The sequence below is a fragment of the Streptococcus mitis genome, from assembly GCF_047463435.1.
Classification (GTDB): domain Bacteria; phylum Bacillota; class Bacilli; order Lactobacillales; family Streptococcaceae; genus Streptococcus; species Streptococcus mitis_DS.
Genome location: NZ_JASHDW010000006.1, coordinates 21,489 through 36,324 on the forward strand (window position 1 = coordinate 21,489; position 14,836 = coordinate 36,324).

Genomic DNA, 14,836 nt, shown 5'->3' on the forward strand with positions numbered 1-14,836 from the left:
ATATTTCCCGTTTTAGATTTCTTTAAGGTTTTTATTATATCCTGTAGAACTCTACAATTTAAAAACATTAACAATCTAGGTAGAGAAAATGTTCGTAAAAAAGGAGATACTTATGAAAAAAATACTATTCTTTCTCTCTTGTAGCTGGATATTCCTTTCTTTATCAGGATGTTCTTCACCTATAGAAACAGAAACTAGCGCTGAAAAAGATTCAGATAACACTTTGGTTGTCTACTCGCCTAACCCTGAAGACCTTATCGAAGAAACAATCCCAGCCTTCGAAGAAAAATATGGTATTAAGGTTGACTTAGTACAAGCTAGCACTGGTGAATTGTTCAAAAAAGCTGAGGCTGAAAAAGAATCGCCTGTAGCCGATGTCATTTTCGGAGGCTCCTATGCCCTCTTCTCTTCTAACGAAAAACTTTTTGAACCTTATACTTCCCAAGAAAACGACCAGATAATCCCTGAATATCAAAATAAAACAGGATTCTACACACCTTATACACTGGATGTCAGTGTTATCATTGCCAATTCAGCTCTTACAAAAGATATTAAAATTGAAGGCTACAATGATCTACTCAATCCTAAATTAAAAGGAAAAATCGCTACTGCTGATCCAAGTAACGCTTCAAGTGCCTTTGCTCAATTAACAAACATGCTTGTCGATCAAGGTGGATACGAAAATGAACAAGCTTGGACCTATGTGAAAAATCTATTTACCCTAGTAGATGGAAAAATTGCATCTAGCTCTTCGAATGTTTATAAAGCTGTCGCCGATGGAGAAATGGCTGTAGGACTCACCTATGAAGATCCTGCCTTAAAACTCTTAAATGATGGAGTTGATGTAAAAGTTATTTATCCAAAAGAAGGTACCGTCTTTTTACCTGGTAACGCGGCTATCGTCAAAAATGCCAAACACATGGAAAACGCTAAAAAATTTATCGATTTCCTCCTTTCTCAAGAAATCCAAGATAAGCTAGGAACTGAAACTACAATCAGACCTATTCGTAAAAATGCTAAAACCAATAAAAATATGAAGGCAATGACAGAAATCAAGATTGCCACCGAAGATTCAGATTATGTCATTAAAAACAAATCCACTATTCTTAAAAAGTACAATGACATTTTTACAGATATCCAATCTAAACAGTAAAAGGGGTTCACTATGAGTGAGATCAAAATTATTAACGCCAAAAAAATCTACCACGACGTCCCTGTTATTGAAAACTTGAATGTCACTATTCCCAAAGGAAGCCTCTTTACCATCCTTGGTCCTTCAGGGTGTGGGAAAACGACTCTTCTTCGCATGATTGCAGGCTTCAACAGTATCGAAGGCGGAGAATTGTACTTCGATGATACAAAAATCAATAATATGGAACCTAGCAAACGCAATATCGGAATGGTTTTCCAAAACTACGCTATTTTCCCACATTTGACTGTCCGAGACAATGTTGCTTTTGGTCTCAAGCAAAAGAAAGTTCCAAAAGAAGAATTGATTCAACAGACCAACAAGTATCTTGAACTCATGCAAATTGCTCAATATGCGGATCGAAAGCCCGATAAACTCAGTGGTGGACAACAACAACGTGTCGCCTTGGCACGTGCCTTAGCTGTTAATCCAAGTGTTCTCCTCATGGACGAGCCACTTAGTAATCTAGATGCCAAACTTCGCTTGGATATGCGTCAAGCCATTCGAGAAATCCAACACGAAGTGGGAATTACAACTGTTTATGTAACCCACGACCAAGAAGAAGCCATGGCTATTTCAGACCAAATTGCTGTTATGAAAGATGGGGTGATTCAACAAATCGGTCGGCCAAAAGAACTCTATCATAAACCAGCTAATGAGTTTGTGGCTACCTTTATCGGACGCACAAATATTATCCCTGCCACTCTTGAAAAACGGAGCGACGGCGCTTATATCGTCTTTTCAGATGGCTATGCTCTTCGAATGCCAGCTCTTGATCAGGCTGAGGAGCAAGCCATTCATGTAAGCATTCGTCCTGAAGAATTTATCAAAGATGAATCTGGAGATATTGAAGGAACTATTAGCGATAGCGTCTATCTTGGACTAAATACGGAGTATTTCATTGAAACAGGCTTTGCCTCAAAAATTCAGGTTAGCGAAGAATCAACTTTTGAAGAAGATCTACAAAAAGGCGATCGTATTCGTCTACGAATCAATACTCAAAAATTAAACGTCTTTTCTGCAGATGGTTCCCAAAACCTGATAAAAGGAGTCAACCATGGAACGTAAAAAACTAAATATTTGGACAGCCTCCTCTTTCTTCATCTTTCTTACCTATCTTGTCTTTCTCGTTTATCCTATCGTTACCGTGCTCAAGCAAGCACTCATACATGAAGGACAATTCTCACTAGCTAATTTTGTCACTTTCTTTAGTAAAGCTTACTACTCTGAGACACTTGTCAACAGTTTCAAGGTCTCCATTACCGCTACTGTCACTTCCTTAGTTGTAGGAACCCTATTAGCTTATCTTTTTTCCATGTATGACTTCAAGGGAAAGAAATTTCTACAAATATTGATTATCATTGCTTCCATGTCAGCTCCTTTCGTGGGAGCCTACTCCTGGATTCTCTTGCTGGGACGAAATGGGGTCATCACAAAATTCATGACAAATACTCTTCATCTTCCAGCTATTGATATTTATGGATTCAAAGGAATTGTACTTGTCTTTACACTGCAACTATTCCCACTGGTATTTCTATACGTTGCTGGGACAATGAAAAGTATTGACAATTCTCTACTTGAAGCTGCTGAAAGCATGGGGTCCTTCGGATTTAAGCGTATCGTAACGGTTGTTTTACCTCTCCTAGTTCCAACCTTACTAGCTGCTGCCCTGCTTGTGTTTATGAGAGCATTCTCAGATTTTGGAACGCCTATGTTGATTGGTGAAGGATATCGGACTTTCCCCGTCTTGATTTATACCCAATTCATTAGCGAGGTTGGAGGAAATTCTGCTTTTGCATCTGCTTTAGCAATTATGGCGATTATCATTGCCTTGGCAATCTTCCTTATCCAAAAATACATCTCAAACCGCTACAGTTTCAGCATGAATTCGCTCCATCCAATTGAGCCTAAAAAAACTACAAAAGGAAAAATGGCTGCCATTTATGCAACAGTCTACGGAATTATCTTGTTCTCTGTTCTACCTCAAGTCTACTTGATTTATACTTCTTTCCTAAAAACATCAGGTATGGTATTTGTCAAAGGTTATTCTCTAAACAGTTACAAGGTAGCTTTCAATCGTATGGGATCTGCTATTTTCAATACTATTCGTATCCCTTTGATTGCCTTAGTTCTAGTTGTCCTATTCGCAACATTTATCTCCTACCTAGCCGTTAGAAAACGGAATTTGTTTACAAACTTAATTGACAGCCTCAGTATGGTCCCTTATATTGTACCCGGAACTGTTCTAGGGATTGCCTTCATTTCTTCCTTCAATACCGGTCTATTTGGAAGTGGATTTCTTATGATTACAGGAACTGCTTTCATCTTGATTATGTCTCTATCTGTCAGAAGATTACCGTATACTATTCGCTCATCTGTTGCTAGCTTGCAACAAATAGCACCAAGTATTGAAGAAGCTGCTGAAAGCTTAGGAAGTAGCCGTCTCAATACCTTTGCCAAGATTACAACTCCAATGATGCTATCTGGTATTATTTCTGGAGCTATCCTATCTTGGGTTACAATGATTTCAGAACTCTCTACTTCTATCCTCCTCTACAATGTCAAAACAAGAACAATGACTGTAGCCATTTATACAGAGGTTCTCAGAGGGAATTACGGTGTAGCCGCAGCCTTATCAACTATCCTGACTGTTCTAACAGTAGGTTCCTTGCTCTTGTTTATGAAAATCTCTAAAAGCAATAGCATTACACTTTAGTTTTCCCCATCAAAAACAGCCGAAAGGATTACTTCGGCTGTTTTTTCTTATTTTGATATTCCTACTAGATTCCTAGTTCATTGCAAACAAGTCTAGACTAATTAAATAGAGACTTCCTCCATCTTCTCACGTCCTAGTTGTCGGTAACTACTGTCACCGACAACTTCTACGCTAAACTGGCCGTCCTCATATTCAAGTATCGTCACGCTACCATTATCGAGACCATGCGGATGCATGCCATTAATCAGATACACAATGGTTCCAATGGTCATTCCGTGGCTCACGACTAGGGCATTGCCCCCACCTTGCTCTTCCATTTCTTTGGCAATCGCTTCAAAACCTTCCTTGATTCGGCCACTGAGTTTTTCCCATCCTTCAGCCCAACCAGCTGTATCGACCTCTACCAACCCCTCAGCCAGTTCAGCATAAGACAATTGGTGAACATGATCCACATTAAAGATACGAGGAATAATGCCCATGAAAAGATCACCATCATAAGCTCCGTCAAAGCTACCAAAACACCATTCTCTGATACGTTTGTCCATGCGATAAGGGATTTTCCCCTGCAAACCAAGTTCTTCAAGAATAATTCCCATTGTCTGAATGGTGCGGCCAGAATCACTGGAATAAGCGCGATCAAACTGTAGACCAGATTCTCGCAAACCGATTCCTAATTCTTGAATCCCTCGCTCACCTTCAGCCGTTAAAGGAGTATCGCTCCAACCTTGCGCGCGACCAATCGTGTTAAACATAGTCTTGCCATGACGTACCAAATACAATCGTACTTTTACCATTTTCCGTCCTCCGTTTGCTTCTATTATATCATGGATGATAAAACAAAAGCCACCCAGACAGGTGACTTTTGCAGGAGATTATTATGAAAAAGTTTAGGAGTTCTATTAAATAAAGATATTAGATGAAAATCAAATTCAAACTAAATCAGTGTTATCTGTTTCAAATAATATTAGGAGGTCTTTATTTAATGATTATAGTATACACATCCAACCTTAAATAGAACTTAAAATTTCTCCTATTTTCTTAATTTTTAAAACTATGAATTGGTGCTGGGATTTGTCCTCCACGAGAGATGAAATCAACAGACGAAGCTCCATTGACCTTCATAACAGGTGCAGTACCCAATAGACCACCAAACTCAATCATATCGCCTTCTTTTCCTTTTGGAATGATACGAACAGCCGTTGTTTTCATGTTAATGACACCAATTGCAGCCTCATCTGCAATCATAGCAGCAATGGTTTCAGCAGGTGTATCCTCCGGAATGGCAATCATATCCAAACCAACGGAACAGATAGCCGTCATAGCTTCTAGTTTTTCCAAATTAAGAGAGCCATTTTGTACTGCAGCAATCATTCCTTCATCCTCAGAAACAGGAATAAAGGCACCAGACAAACCACCAACTTGGTTGCAGGCCATCACTCCACCCTTCTTAACTTGGTCGTTCAAGAGTGCCAAGGCAGCCGTCGTCCCGTGTGTCCCAACTGTTTCTAGCCCCATTTCTTCAAGGACACGTGCAACAGAATCTCCAACCGCAGGAGTTGGCGCCAAACTCAAGTCCACAATACCAAACTCCACACCCAGTCTCTCACTGGCCATTTGACCAACCAATTGACCGATACGAGTGATTTTAAAGGCAGTTTTCTTAACTGTTTCGGCTACTACATCAAAGCTCTGTCCACGAACTTTTTCCAAGGCACGTTTCACCACACCAGGACCGGAAACTCCGACATTGATGATAACATCTGCCTCCCCAACACCATGGAAGGCACCCGCCATAAATGGATTGTCCTCAACAGCATTAGCGAATACAACCAACTTGGCCGCCCCCATATCTGATAGATTAGCCGTTTCCTTGATAACTCGTCCCATATCTGCGACAGCCGTCATATTGATACCAGACTTGGTTGAGCCGATATTGACTGACGAGCAGACCTTGTCCGTTTCAGCCAAAGCACGAGGAATAGAATTGATGAGAATCTCATCTCCCTTTTGGTACCCCTTTTGTACCAAGGCAGAGAAGCCACCGATAAAATCCACACCGATTTCTTTCGCAGCCTTATCAAGCGCTTTTGCCAGAACAACGTAGTCCGTCGCATCTGTCGCTGCCCCAATCAAAGAGATAGGAGTCACCGATACACGCTTATTAACGATTGGAATCCCCAACTCAGCCGCAATTTCATCGCCAACAGCCACTAAATTAGCTGCCTTGGTCGTAATCTTTTGATAAATTTTCTCCGCAGCACGATTGATATCTGGATTGATACAGTCCAAAAGGGAAATCCCCATGGTAATAGTTCTGATATCGAAGTTTTGCTCCTCAATCATGGCGATGGTCTCAGTAACTTGTCTAATATCCATGATAACCTCCTAGATATTATACATAGCTTCGAAAATCGCTGCACTCTGAATATTGATTTTCACATTCAAAGTTTGCCCAAAAGCTTCAAATTCATTACGAAGATAAGTGAAATCTTGTTTTTCATCACTAGAGACGACAGCCATCATCGTGAAATATTCATCCAAGACAGTTTGAGAGATATCATCAATATTCAAACCCAATTCTGCAATTTTACCAGAAACACCTGCAACAATTCCAGATTTATCTTTACCAACAACAGTTATAATCGCTTTCATAAGCAAACTCCAATTCTTCTTTTAATAGGAAACCTGAACATTAAACAGGATTCTTTTCAAATAGTATAGCATAATTCTAACTAAAATACTCAAAAACGCCTGCTTACGAAGTTGTTCTTAAGAAAAAAACAATTTCGTAAACAAGCGTCTACTATCCCAACTTATGATGAGTGTTCCCGCTAGGACCGAGATCCTAGCGGTAGACCAGAGCTAGACTAAGAGCACAAGACTCCATCATCATAACACTCAACAAAATTGATGATTTTATACTAATTCGATGATCGCCATTGGCGCTGCATCACCACGACGTGGTTCAGTTTTAAGGATACGAGTGTATCCACCGTTACGTTCAGCATAACGAGGTGCAATTTCTGAGAACAATTTTTGAAGTGCTGTAGTAGAAGTGTACTTATCAGTTGCTTCATCATAGTTTTCAGATGCGATTTCATTACGTACGAAAGCAGCTGCTTGACGACGTGCATGCAAATCACCACGTTTACCTAGAGTAATCATTTTTTCAACAGTTTTACGGATTTCTTTAGCACGAGCTTCAGTTGTCACGATTGATTCGTTGATCAAAAGGTCAGTTGTCAAATCGCGAAGCATTGCTTTACGTTGTGAGCTAGTGCGTCCTAGTTTACGGTAAGCCATTTATTCCTCCTTTATTTATCTTTTAATCCAAGACCCAAATCAATGAGTTTGAGTTTCACTTCTTCCAAACTCTTGCGTCCAAGATTTCGTACTTTCATCATCTCTGCTTCAGATTTTTCTGTCAAATCATGCACAGTATTGATACCGGCACGTTTCAAACAGTTGTATGAACGCACAGACAAGTCCAGTTCCTCAATCGTACGATCCAAAATACGGTCGTCAGATTCAGTATCAGCTTCTTTCATCACTTCAGTTGACTTAGCAATCTCAGTAAGATTTGTAAACAAATCAAGATGTTCTGTCAAAATACGTGCTGAAAGCCCTAAAGCATCTTCTGGAATAATTGTTCCATTTGTCAAGATTTCAAGGGTTAATTTGTCAAATCCATCATTGCTACCTACACGAGCAGGTTCCACTTGATAGTTGACTTTTGTAACTGGTGTATAAATAGAATCTACAGCAAGTGTTCCAACTGGTGCATTATCTTTTTTATTTTCATCAGCAGGTACATATCCACGACCACTGTTAACAGTCATAGTCGCTTTTAGCGAAGAACCTTCACCGATTGTAAAGAGATAATGATCTGGATTTACAATTTCAATATCGCTATCTGTCAAAATGTCACCGGCTGTTACTTCAGCAGGACCTTCAACATCTAGTTCGATGATTTTTTCGTCTTCAACGTACGATTTCACTGCAATTCCTTTAATGTTCAGAATGATTTGCATCACGTCTTCACGAACACCTGGAACTGTGTCAAACTCATGTAACACACCATCAATATTGATAGATGTCACAGCTGCTCCTGGTAGAGAAGCTAGAAGTACACGACGAAGAGAGTTACCAAGAGTTGTACCGTAGCCACGTTCAAGTGGTTCGATTACAAACTTGCCATAATCTTTATTTTCATCAATTTTTGTTATATTTGGTTTTTCAAACTCGATCATTTAGTTACTCCCTCTTAAACGAAAAGCAGTGTAATGCGATGATTATACACGGCGACGTTTTGGAGGACGAGCACCATTGTGTGGCACTGGAGTCACATCACGAATTGCTGTTACTTCAAGACCAGCGGCAGCAAGCGCACGAATAGCTGACTCACGACCAGAACCTGGACCTTTTACAGTAACTTCAACTGATTTAAGACCGTGTTCTTGTGCAGATTTAGCAGCAGCTTCAGAAGCCATTTGAGCAGCGAATGGTGTAGATTTACGAGAACCTTTGAAACCAAGAGCACCAGCTGATGACCAAGCAATTGCATTACCATGCACATCAGTAATCATAACAATAGTGTTATTAAATGTAGCGTGAATATGAGCAATACCAGATTCGATATTCTTTTTCACACGACGTTTACGTGTTGGTTTAGCCAAGACTTTTACCTCCTATATTATTTTTTCTTACCAGCAATCGCAACAGCTTTACCTTTACGAGTGCGAGCGTTGTTTTTAGTGTTTTGTCCACGGACAGGAAGTCCACGACGGTGACGGATACCACGGTATGAACCGATTTCCATCAAACGTTTGATGTTCAAGTTTACTTCACGACGAAGGTCACCTTCAACTTTGATTGCATCCACTTCACGACGGATAGCATCTTCTTGATCTGATGTGAGATCACGTACACGAACATCTTCTGAGATTCCAGCAGCAGCCAAAATTTTCTTAGATGTTGCAAGTCCGATACCATAAACATAAGTCAATGAGATTACTACGCGTTTGTCATTTGGAATGTCAACTCCAGCAATACGAGCCATGTTTTCTCCTTTCTATCTTATCCTTGACGTTGTTTGTGTTTTGGATTTGCTGGGCAAATTACCATAACACGACCATTACGACGAATAACTTTACAGTATTCGCAAATTGGTTTGACCGATGGTCTTACTTTCATTTCTTATCCCTCCAAGTTTTTCGATTATTTAAAGCGGTAAGTGATACGTCCACGTGTCAAGTCATATGGACTCATTTCGACAGTAACACGATCTCCCGCTAAAATACGAATATAGTTTTTACGAATTTTACCAGAAACTGTTGCTAAAATCTGATGTCCATTTTCAAGTTCAACCGTAAACATTGCATTCGGCATTGTATCAACTACTTTGCCTTCAACTTCAATCACATCGTCTTTTGCCACGCAAAAGCACCTCCATAAATTTCGATTCGATGCCTCTAGACACAGAGACAACAATTATAAGTCAGACTATCTTAGTATAACATTTGTAGCGGATTTTTGCAAGTGTGAAAAACGCTTTATTTCAAATTTGTCAATACTTTTTCGATATCTGTGAAGACATCATTGATATCTTGATTACCTTCGATGTCATGAACCAAACCTTTGGCACGGTAGTGAGCAATGATTGGTTCTCCTTGAGCAATATTAACGTCCAATCGACGTTTTACTGTCTCAGGTTTATCATCTTCACGTTGGTAGTAATCTTCTTCTTTATAGTCAACTGGTGGGTTAAAGACCTTGTGGAAAGTTGCTCCAGTTACGCGGTGGATGATACGGCCACTCAAACGTTCCAAGAGGCTATCTGGATCCACTTCTATGTTGATGACCCCTTCTAGTTCAATGTCAAGTTCAGCCAAAGTTTTGTCCAAGGCATGAGCTTGTTCGATCGTACGTGGGTAACCATCCAACAAGAATCCTGTTTCTTTAATATCATCTTGTGAAAGACGTTCTTTTACGATTCCATTTGTAACTTCATCAGGAACTAATTCACCCTTGTCAATGTATGACTTAGCAAGAACACCCATTTCAGTTTGATTTGCCATAGCAGCGCGGAACATATCACCTGTTGAGATATGTGCAACATGGAATTGTTCTACGATTTTTGCTGCTTGAGTTCCCTTACCTGCACCAGGTAAGCCCATAATCAAAAGATTCATGATTTGATCTCCTTATTTTATTTTTAAATAGAAGCAAAAAGTCTTTTCACCCCTATTTAAAAACAAAATAGAAGAGGGGAGACCAAACTCTCACTAATGTTAGAGTTAAACCTCCACTCCCTCAGCATTTACTGACTCAGTAAATACTTTTATTCTGTTCTGTCCATGAAACCAACATACTTACGTTTCAATAGGTAACCTTCCAATTGTTTGATTCCTTCAATACCTGTAGAGATAATGATCAAAAGACTGGTTCCTCCAAAAGCAACTGCCTCTGAAAGTCCAAAAACATCTTTTGCTACAATCGGTAAAATAGAAATCACACCAAGGAATAGGGAACCAACAGTTGCAAGACGACGAAGAAGTTTAGACATATATTCTTCTGTACCTTTACCAGGACGAACTCCATGGATATAAGCACCGCTCTTTTGTAAGTTTTCTGCCGCTTTTTCAGGATTAATCTGTACAAACGTATAGAAGAATGTAAAGAGAATAATCAATAAAGCATACATAGCAATACCAGTTGGTGAAGTTGTTGCCAGCATTTCTTGTGCTGTTCTTACCCAAGCCCAATCATGACCTGTAGCGCTCAAAAACTGAAGAATAGCCGCAGGCGCTGCAGTAATCGAACTTGCAAAGATAACAGGGATAACTCCAGCAGGGTTTACCTTCAAAGGTAGGTAAGAGCTAGATGGAGCACCTTGTGCAACCTTAGTATATTGGATTGGAATTTTGTATTCTGCTTGTTGAACATAAGTTGTAAAATAAATGATCAACAATACAGTAATAATCAAAATGATTACGAAAATGATAGATGAGTTGATACGGCTACTTGGGACGTTCACAAAGTAGTCCACATAGATGCCCTGAATCATCTCTGGAATTGATGCAACAATCCCGGCAAAGATAATCATAGAAACACCATTTCCGTATCCCTTATCTGTAATTTGCTCTCCCAACCAAGTCACAATCATGCTACCAGCTGTTAAGATGATACCAATCATGATAAAGACTTGTGGTGTAAGAGCTGTTTTCAACAATTGAGCTCCAGCCAAAGTATTAAAACCAGCTGTAATACCGATAGATTGCACAAAGGCTAAAACAAGAGCAATATAACGAGTAGCTTGATTTAATTTTCTTCGACCTACCTCCCCTTGTTTACCCCACTCTACAAACTTGGGTAAAATATCCATTTGCAAGAGTTGGACAACGATAGAGGCCGTAATGTAGGGACTAACACCAAGAGCAAAAACTGAGAAGTTTTTCATGGCATTCCCTGAGACCAAGCTCAACATGTTTAAGAAGGATAATCCACTTAAAGCATTCAAGCTATTGGCATTCACACCAGGAACTGTAATGCTAGTTCCGATACGAAAGACCAAAACGATAAAAATTGTAAATAAAATTTTTGATCGAACCTGCTTGACTTTAAGAGCTTCTCTTAATAATTTAAAAAACATAGGTCACCTCTCTTAGATGACTTCTACTGAACCACCTTTAGCAGTGATAGCTTCTTCAGCTGATTTAGAGAATTTAGCTGCTTTCACAGTCAATTTCTTAGTCAACTCACCGTTACCAAGAACTTTAATACCTGATTTTTCAGCTTTAACAATTCCTGCTTCGATAAGAACAACTGGAGTAACTTCAGCACCATCTTCAAAGACGTTCAATTGGTCAAGGTTCACAATTGCGTATTCTTTAGCGTTGATGTTAGTGAATCCACGTTTTGGAAGACGACGGAACAATGGAGTTTGTCCACCTTCAAAACCAAGGCGAACTCCGCCACCGCTACGAGCTTTTTGACCTTTTTGACCACGACCAGATGTTTTACCGTTACCTGATGAAGTACCACGACCAACGCGGTTACGTACTTTACGAGAACCTTCTGCAGGTTTCAATTCATGAAGTTTCATTTTTATTTTCTCCTCTTTTGTAAAATGCTAGCGCCGATAAGGGAGAAAAGGTTGTCTCCCCCATCAACTCGCCTATACGACGTCATCATAGATGACTATATCTAGTTTTAGGGGATGGTATAGTGCACATCCCCTAAAAATTCATTAGTTTACTTCTTCAACTGTTACCAAGTGAGATACTGCTGTGATCATACCACGGATAGCAGCGTTATCTTCTTTAATAACAGAGCTGTTCAATTTGCCAAGTCCAAGTGCTACAACAGTTTTACGTTGTGATGGAATGCGTCCGATTGGAGACTTAGTCAAAGTAATTTTAATTTGAGCCATTTTATCCCCTTTCTTATGCCAAATCAGAAACTGAAATACCACGAAGGGCAGCAACTTCTTCAGCGCGTTTCAATTGTTTCAAACCTTCAACAGTTGCACGAACAATGTTGATTGGAGTGTTAGAACCAAGTGATTTAGATGTAATATCTGCCACACCTGCCAATTCCACAACGGCACGAACTGCACCACCAGCGGCAACTCCAGAACCTTCTACAGCAGGTTTCAACAATACTTTAGCTCCACCGAATTCTGAAAGAACTTCGTGTGGGATTGTTGTTCCAACCATAGGAACTTCGATCAAGTTTTTCTTAGCATCATCTACTGCTTTACGGATTGCTTCTGGAACTTCTTGAGCTTTACCAGTACCAAATCCTACGCGACCGTTGTGGTCACCAACAACAACAAGAGCTGCGAAACGAAGACGACGTCCACCTTTAACAACTTTTGTAACACGGTTGACAGCAACTACGCGTTCTTCTAATTCAACTGCATTGTCTTTAAATGCCATTTTCTAGTGTCCTCCTATTAGAATTTCAATCCGTTTTCACGAGCTGCATCAGCCAAAGCTTTCACACGTCCGTGATATAGATATCCACCGCGGTCGAACACCACTTCTGAAATACCTTTAGCGTTTGCACGTTCTGCAACGAGTTTACCGACAGCAACGGCTTGTTCAGTTTTAGTTCCTTTTGAAACTTCTTTGTCAAGAGTTGAAGCACTTGCGAGCGTTACACCCGCTACGTCATCAATCACTTGAGCGTAGATGCCTGTATTAGAACGGAATACGTTCAAACGTGGGCGATCAGCAGTTCCAGAGAGTTTTCCGCGAACGCGACGGTGGCGTTTTTGGCGGAGTTTGTTTTTATCTGGTTTTGAAATCACAGTTTTCACCTCTTTAGTTTTAAATCGTGTGCTATGCACAAAGTTGGAAAATAGGTTGGTGGTTGAGACTCAACCACTCAACATTATTTACCTGTTTTACCTTCTTTACGGCGAACGAATTCACCAACGTAACGGATACCTTTACCTTTATATGGTTCTGGTGAACGAAGGCTACGTACGTAAGCAGCTGTTTGTCCAACTACTTCTTTTGAAATTCCGCTAACAACGATTGTTGTTGGGTTTGGAAGTTCAAAAGTAATTCCTTCTGGAGCTTCAACTTCGTCTGGATGAGATTTACCAACAGCCAAAACAAGTTTAGATCCTTGAAGTTGTGCACGGTAACCAACCCCGCGCATTTCAAGTTCTTTCTTGAATCCTTCTGATACACCAACAACCATGTTGTTCAAAAGGGCACGAGTAGTTCCGTGAATAGTTTTCATTTCTTTTGAATCGTTTGGACGGTGAAGAGTTACTTCAGTACCTTCCACACGGATTTCAATATCTTTTGAGAACTCACGAGTAAGTTCTCCTTTAGGTCCTTTTACAGTTACAACGTTGTCATTGTTAGTGAGTTCAACACCAGCAGGCAACACGATAACTTTATTACCAATACGTGACATGTTTATTTTCTCCTGTTAAATTGTCAGGCCAGAATGGCCAGTTTTCACGGGGTTCAGATACTTATTTAGTTCAAGAGCTGAACTGAACACGCTCTAAGAACTGTGCAAAATAGATAAGTTGGCTTGTTTGTAAACAAACTTCTCCAACTTTCTAATTTTGCTTTGTTCTTTACGAGCTTTGTATCTTGATTTTACCAAACGTAAGCGATAACTTCTCCACCAACATTCTTTTGGCGTGCTTCTTTATCAGTAAGCAAACCTTCAGAAGTTGAAAGGATAGCAATTCCAAGTCCGTTAAGAACTTTTGGAAGGTCTTCACGTTTTTTGTAGACACGAAGTCCTGGTTTAGAAACACGTTTCAAGTTAGTGATAACTTTTTCACCATTTGGTCCGTATTTAAGGAATACACGGATGATGCCTTGTTTGTCATCTTCGATGATTTCAACGTTTTTTACAAAACCTTCGCGTTTAAGGATTTCAGCAATCCCTTTTTTGATGTTTGATGCAGGTACTTCAAGTACTTCGTGTTTAGCTTGGTTAGCATTACGAATACGAGTTAGGAAGTCTGCGATTGGGTCAGTCATAACCATTTTGTTTTTCTCCTCTTACTAGTAGTTTGCAAGTTGCACTTGCTAGTTAATGATTGAGCTAGGCTCAGATAGTATTGATACATTCAAATGAGAAAACTCTTATTTGAACACGAGCTACAACCTGTGCAAAAAAGATAAATTTGTTTTGGAGCATCGCTCCTACACCAAATTTCCTATTTTTGCTGTGGTTGTTACGCTCTTCGTATCATGATATTACCAAGATGCTTTGGTAACGCCTGGGATTTGTCCTTTGTAAGCTAATTCACGGAAGCAAACACGGCAAAGTTTAAATTTGCGGTAAACTGAATGTGGACGACCACATTTTTCACAACGAGTATAAGCTTGAGTAGAGAACTTCGCTGGACGTTTGTTCTTAGCAATCATTGATTTTTTAGCCATTAGATTTAC

General features: G+C 39.8%; 21 protein-coding genes. 3 read left to right on the plus strand and 18 right to left on the minus strand.

Features of this window, described 5'->3' with window-relative positions:
* Positions 1-112 precede the first annotated feature (112 nt).
* Genes QM843_RS04765 through QM843_RS04775 form a run of 3 tightly spaced genes read left to right on the plus strand, consistent with a single transcriptional unit; the run spans position 113 to position 3,905 of the window.
* The gene (locus QM843_RS04765; protein ID WP_004255168.1) at positions 113-1,153 is read left to right on the plus strand and encodes an ABC transporter substrate-binding protein; all 1,041 of its coding nucleotides are present in this window, start codon (positions 113-115) and stop codon (positions 1,151-1,153) included.
* A gap of 12 nt (positions 1,154-1,165) precedes the next feature.
* Positions 1,166-2,257, plus strand: coding sequence for an ABC transporter ATP-binding protein (locus QM843_RS04770; RefSeq protein WP_261017520.1), 1,092 nt, complete (start codon positions 1,166-1,168; stop codon positions 2,255-2,257).
* The gene (locus tag QM843_RS04775; RefSeq protein WP_000440018.1) at positions 2,247-3,905 is read left to right on the plus strand and encodes an ABC transporter permease; all 1,659 of its coding nucleotides are present in this window, start codon (positions 2,247-2,249) and stop codon (positions 3,903-3,905) included. The genes QM843_RS04770 and QM843_RS04775 overlap by 11 nt, the downstream gene beginning before the upstream one ends.
* A gap of 101 nt (positions 3,906-4,006) precedes the next feature.
* Here QM843_RS04775 and QM843_RS04780 read toward each other — a convergent pair whose 3' ends face one another.
* The 18 genes from QM843_RS04780 to QM843_RS04865 all read right to left on the minus strand — a co-directional run bounded on the left by QM843_RS04780 (position 4,007) and on the right by QM843_RS04865 (position 14,827).
* Positions 4,007-4,699, minus strand: coding sequence for a histidine phosphatase family protein (locus QM843_RS04780; RefSeq protein ID WP_023946791.1), 693 nt, complete (start codon positions 4,697-4,699; stop codon positions 4,007-4,009).
* A 244-nt stretch (positions 4,700-4,943) separates the two neighbouring features.
* Complete coding sequence (locus QM843_RS04785) at positions 4,944-6,281, minus strand: PFL family protein (RefSeq protein WP_049551263.1); 1,338 nt, start codon at positions 6,279-6,281, stop codon at positions 4,944-4,946.
* A gap of 9 nt (positions 6,282-6,290) precedes the next feature.
* A complete protein-coding gene (locus QM843_RS04790) occupies positions 6,291-6,557 on the minus strand; it encodes an ACT domain-containing protein (RefSeq protein ID WP_000644124.1) in 267 nt (88 codons plus the stop codon).
* A gap of 264 nt (positions 6,558-6,821) precedes the next feature.
* Positions 6,822-7,208 carry a 50S ribosomal protein L17 gene (gene rplQ, locus QM843_RS04795; RefSeq protein ID WP_000331493.1) on the minus strand — a complete coding sequence of 129 codons (387 nt, stop codon included), beginning with the start codon at positions 7,206-7,208 and terminating at the stop codon, positions 6,822-6,824.
* Between the two features lie 11 nt (positions 7,209-7,219).
* On the minus strand, positions 7,220-8,155 hold the full coding sequence (locus QM843_RS04800; RefSeq protein WP_000568988.1) for a DNA-directed RNA polymerase subunit alpha: 936 nt from the start codon (positions 8,153-8,155) through the stop codon (positions 7,220-7,222).
* A gap of 42 nt (positions 8,156-8,197) precedes the next feature.
* On the minus strand, positions 8,198-8,581 hold the full coding sequence (gene rpsK / locus QM843_RS04805) for a 30S ribosomal protein S11 (protein ID WP_001118385.1): 384 nt from the start codon (positions 8,579-8,581) through the stop codon (positions 8,198-8,200).
* A gap of 17 nt (positions 8,582-8,598) precedes the next feature.
* The gene (gene rpsM / locus QM843_RS04810) at positions 8,599-8,964 is read right to left on the minus strand and encodes a 30S ribosomal protein S13 (RefSeq protein WP_000090781.1); all 366 of its coding nucleotides are present in this window, start codon (positions 8,962-8,964) and stop codon (positions 8,599-8,601) included.
* Between the two features lie 17 nt (positions 8,965-8,981).
* Positions 8,982-9,098, minus strand: a complete 117-nt coding sequence (gene rpmJ / locus QM843_RS04815; RefSeq protein ID WP_001808836.1) for a 50S ribosomal protein L36 — start codon at positions 9,096-9,098, stop codon at positions 8,982-8,984.
* 24 nt (positions 9,099-9,122) lie between these two features.
* Positions 9,123-9,341, minus strand: a complete 219-nt coding sequence (gene infA / locus QM843_RS04820; RefSeq protein WP_001029883.1) for a translation initiation factor IF-1 — start codon at positions 9,339-9,341, stop codon at positions 9,123-9,125.
* Between the two features lie 116 nt (positions 9,342-9,457).
* The gene (locus QM843_RS04825) at positions 9,458-10,096 is read right to left on the minus strand and encodes an adenylate kinase (protein ID WP_049551445.1); all 639 of its coding nucleotides are present in this window, start codon (positions 10,094-10,096) and stop codon (positions 9,458-9,460) included.
* A gap of 149 nt (positions 10,097-10,245) precedes the next feature.
* Positions 10,246-11,556, minus strand: coding sequence for a preprotein translocase subunit SecY (gene secY / locus QM843_RS04830; protein ID WP_000465403.1), 1,311 nt, complete (start codon positions 11,554-11,556; stop codon positions 10,246-10,248).
* 12 nt (positions 11,557-11,568) lie between these two features.
* Positions 11,569-12,009 carry a 50S ribosomal protein L15 gene (rplO, locus tag QM843_RS04835; protein WP_000766088.1) on the minus strand — a complete coding sequence of 147 codons (441 nt, stop codon included), beginning with the start codon at positions 12,007-12,009 and terminating at the stop codon, positions 11,569-11,571.
* 144 nt (positions 12,010-12,153) lie between these two features.
* On the minus strand, positions 12,154-12,336 hold the full coding sequence (gene rpmD / locus QM843_RS04840; protein WP_000057241.1) for a 50S ribosomal protein L30: 183 nt from the start codon (positions 12,334-12,336) through the stop codon (positions 12,154-12,156).
* 13 nt (positions 12,337-12,349) lie between these two features.
* The gene (gene rpsE, locus QM843_RS04845; protein WP_000874202.1) at positions 12,350-12,844 is read right to left on the minus strand and encodes a 30S ribosomal protein S5; all 495 of its coding nucleotides are present in this window, start codon (positions 12,842-12,844) and stop codon (positions 12,350-12,352) included.
* 17 nt (positions 12,845-12,861) lie between these two features.
* The gene (gene rplR / locus QM843_RS04850) at positions 12,862-13,218 is read right to left on the minus strand and encodes a 50S ribosomal protein L18 (protein ID WP_000624044.1); all 357 of its coding nucleotides are present in this window, start codon (positions 13,216-13,218) and stop codon (positions 12,862-12,864) included.
* Positions 13,219-13,301: 83 nt separating this feature from the next.
* Positions 13,302-13,838 carry a 50S ribosomal protein L6 gene (gene rplF / locus QM843_RS04855; protein ID WP_000086640.1) on the minus strand — a complete coding sequence of 179 codons (537 nt, stop codon included), beginning with the start codon at positions 13,836-13,838 and terminating at the stop codon, positions 13,302-13,304.
* Between the two features lie 191 nt (positions 13,839-14,029).
* The gene (gene rpsH / locus QM843_RS04860) at positions 14,030-14,428 is read right to left on the minus strand and encodes a 30S ribosomal protein S8 (RefSeq protein ID WP_000245504.1); all 399 of its coding nucleotides are present in this window, start codon (positions 14,426-14,428) and stop codon (positions 14,030-14,032) included.
* A 213-nt stretch (positions 14,429-14,641) separates the two neighbouring features.
* Positions 14,642-14,827 (minus strand): type Z 30S ribosomal protein S14, encoded by a 186-nt coding sequence (locus QM843_RS04865; RefSeq protein ID WP_001085697.1) that lies wholly within the window; start codon positions 14,825-14,827, stop codon positions 14,642-14,644.
* Between the last annotated feature and the right edge of the window lie 9 nt (positions 14,828-14,836).

Bases quoted from the DNA above. Each gene is read 5' to 3' on its own strand.
- rpsE (WP_000874202.1), bottom strand. From the start codon at position 12,844: ATGGCATTTAAAGACAATGCAGTTGAATTAGAAGAACGCGTAGTTGCT.
- rpsH (WP_000245504.1), bottom strand. From the start codon at position 14,428: ATGGTTATGACTGACCCAATCGCAGACTTCCTAACTCGTATTCGTAAT.
- rpmD (WP_000057241.1), bottom strand. From the start codon at position 12,336: ATGGCTCAAATTAAAATTACTTTGACTAAGTCTCCAATCGGACGCATT.
- QM843_RS04800 (WP_000568988.1), bottom strand. From the start codon at position 8,155: ATGATCGAGTTTGAAAAACCAAATATAACAAAAATTGATGAAAATAAA.
- QM843_RS04790 (WP_000644124.1), bottom strand. From the start codon at position 6,557: ATGAAAGCGATTATAACTGTTGTTGGTAAAGATAAATCTGGAATTGTT.
- QM843_RS04865 (WP_001085697.1), bottom strand. From the start codon at position 14,827: ATGGCTAAAAAATCAATGATTGCTAAGAACAAACGTCCAGCGAAGTTC.
- secY (WP_000465403.1), bottom strand. From the start codon at position 11,556: ATGTTTTTTAAATTATTAAGAGAAGCTCTTAAAGTCAAGCAGGTTCGA.
- QM843_RS04825 (WP_049551445.1), bottom strand. From the start codon at position 10,096: ATGAATCTTTTGATTATGGGCTTACCTGGTGCAGGTAAGGGAACTCAA.
- QM843_RS04780 (WP_023946791.1), bottom strand. From the start codon at position 4,699: ATGGTAAAAGTACGATTGTATTTGGTACGTCATGGCAAGACTATGTTT.
- QM843_RS04765 (WP_004255168.1), top strand. From the start codon at position 113: ATGAAAAAAATACTATTCTTTCTCTCTTGTAGCTGGATATTCCTTTCT.
- rpmJ (WP_001808836.1), bottom strand. From the start codon at position 9,098: ATGAAAGTAAGACCATCGGTCAAACCAATTTGCGAATACTGTAAAGTT.
- rplO (WP_000766088.1), bottom strand. From the start codon at position 12,009: ATGAAACTTCATGAATTGAAACCTGCAGAAGGTTCTCGTAAAGTACGT.
- rpsM (WP_000090781.1), bottom strand. From the start codon at position 8,964: ATGGCTCGTATTGCTGGAGTTGACATTCCAAATGACAAACGCGTAGTA.
- rplQ (WP_000331493.1), bottom strand. From the start codon at position 7,208: ATGGCTTACCGTAAACTAGGACGCACTAGCTCACAACGTAAAGCAATG.
- QM843_RS04770 (WP_261017520.1), top strand. From the start codon at position 1,166: ATGAGTGAGATCAAAATTATTAACGCCAAAAAAATCTACCACGACGTC.
- rplF (WP_000086640.1), bottom strand. From the start codon at position 13,838: ATGTCACGTATTGGTAATAAAGTTATCGTGTTGCCTGCTGGTGTTGAA.
- QM843_RS04775 (WP_000440018.1), top strand. From the start codon at position 2,247: ATGGAACGTAAAAAACTAAATATTTGGACAGCCTCCTCTTTCTTCATC.
- QM843_RS04785 (WP_049551263.1), bottom strand. From the start codon at position 6,281: ATGGATATTAGACAAGTTACTGAGACCATCGCCATGATTGAGGAGCAA.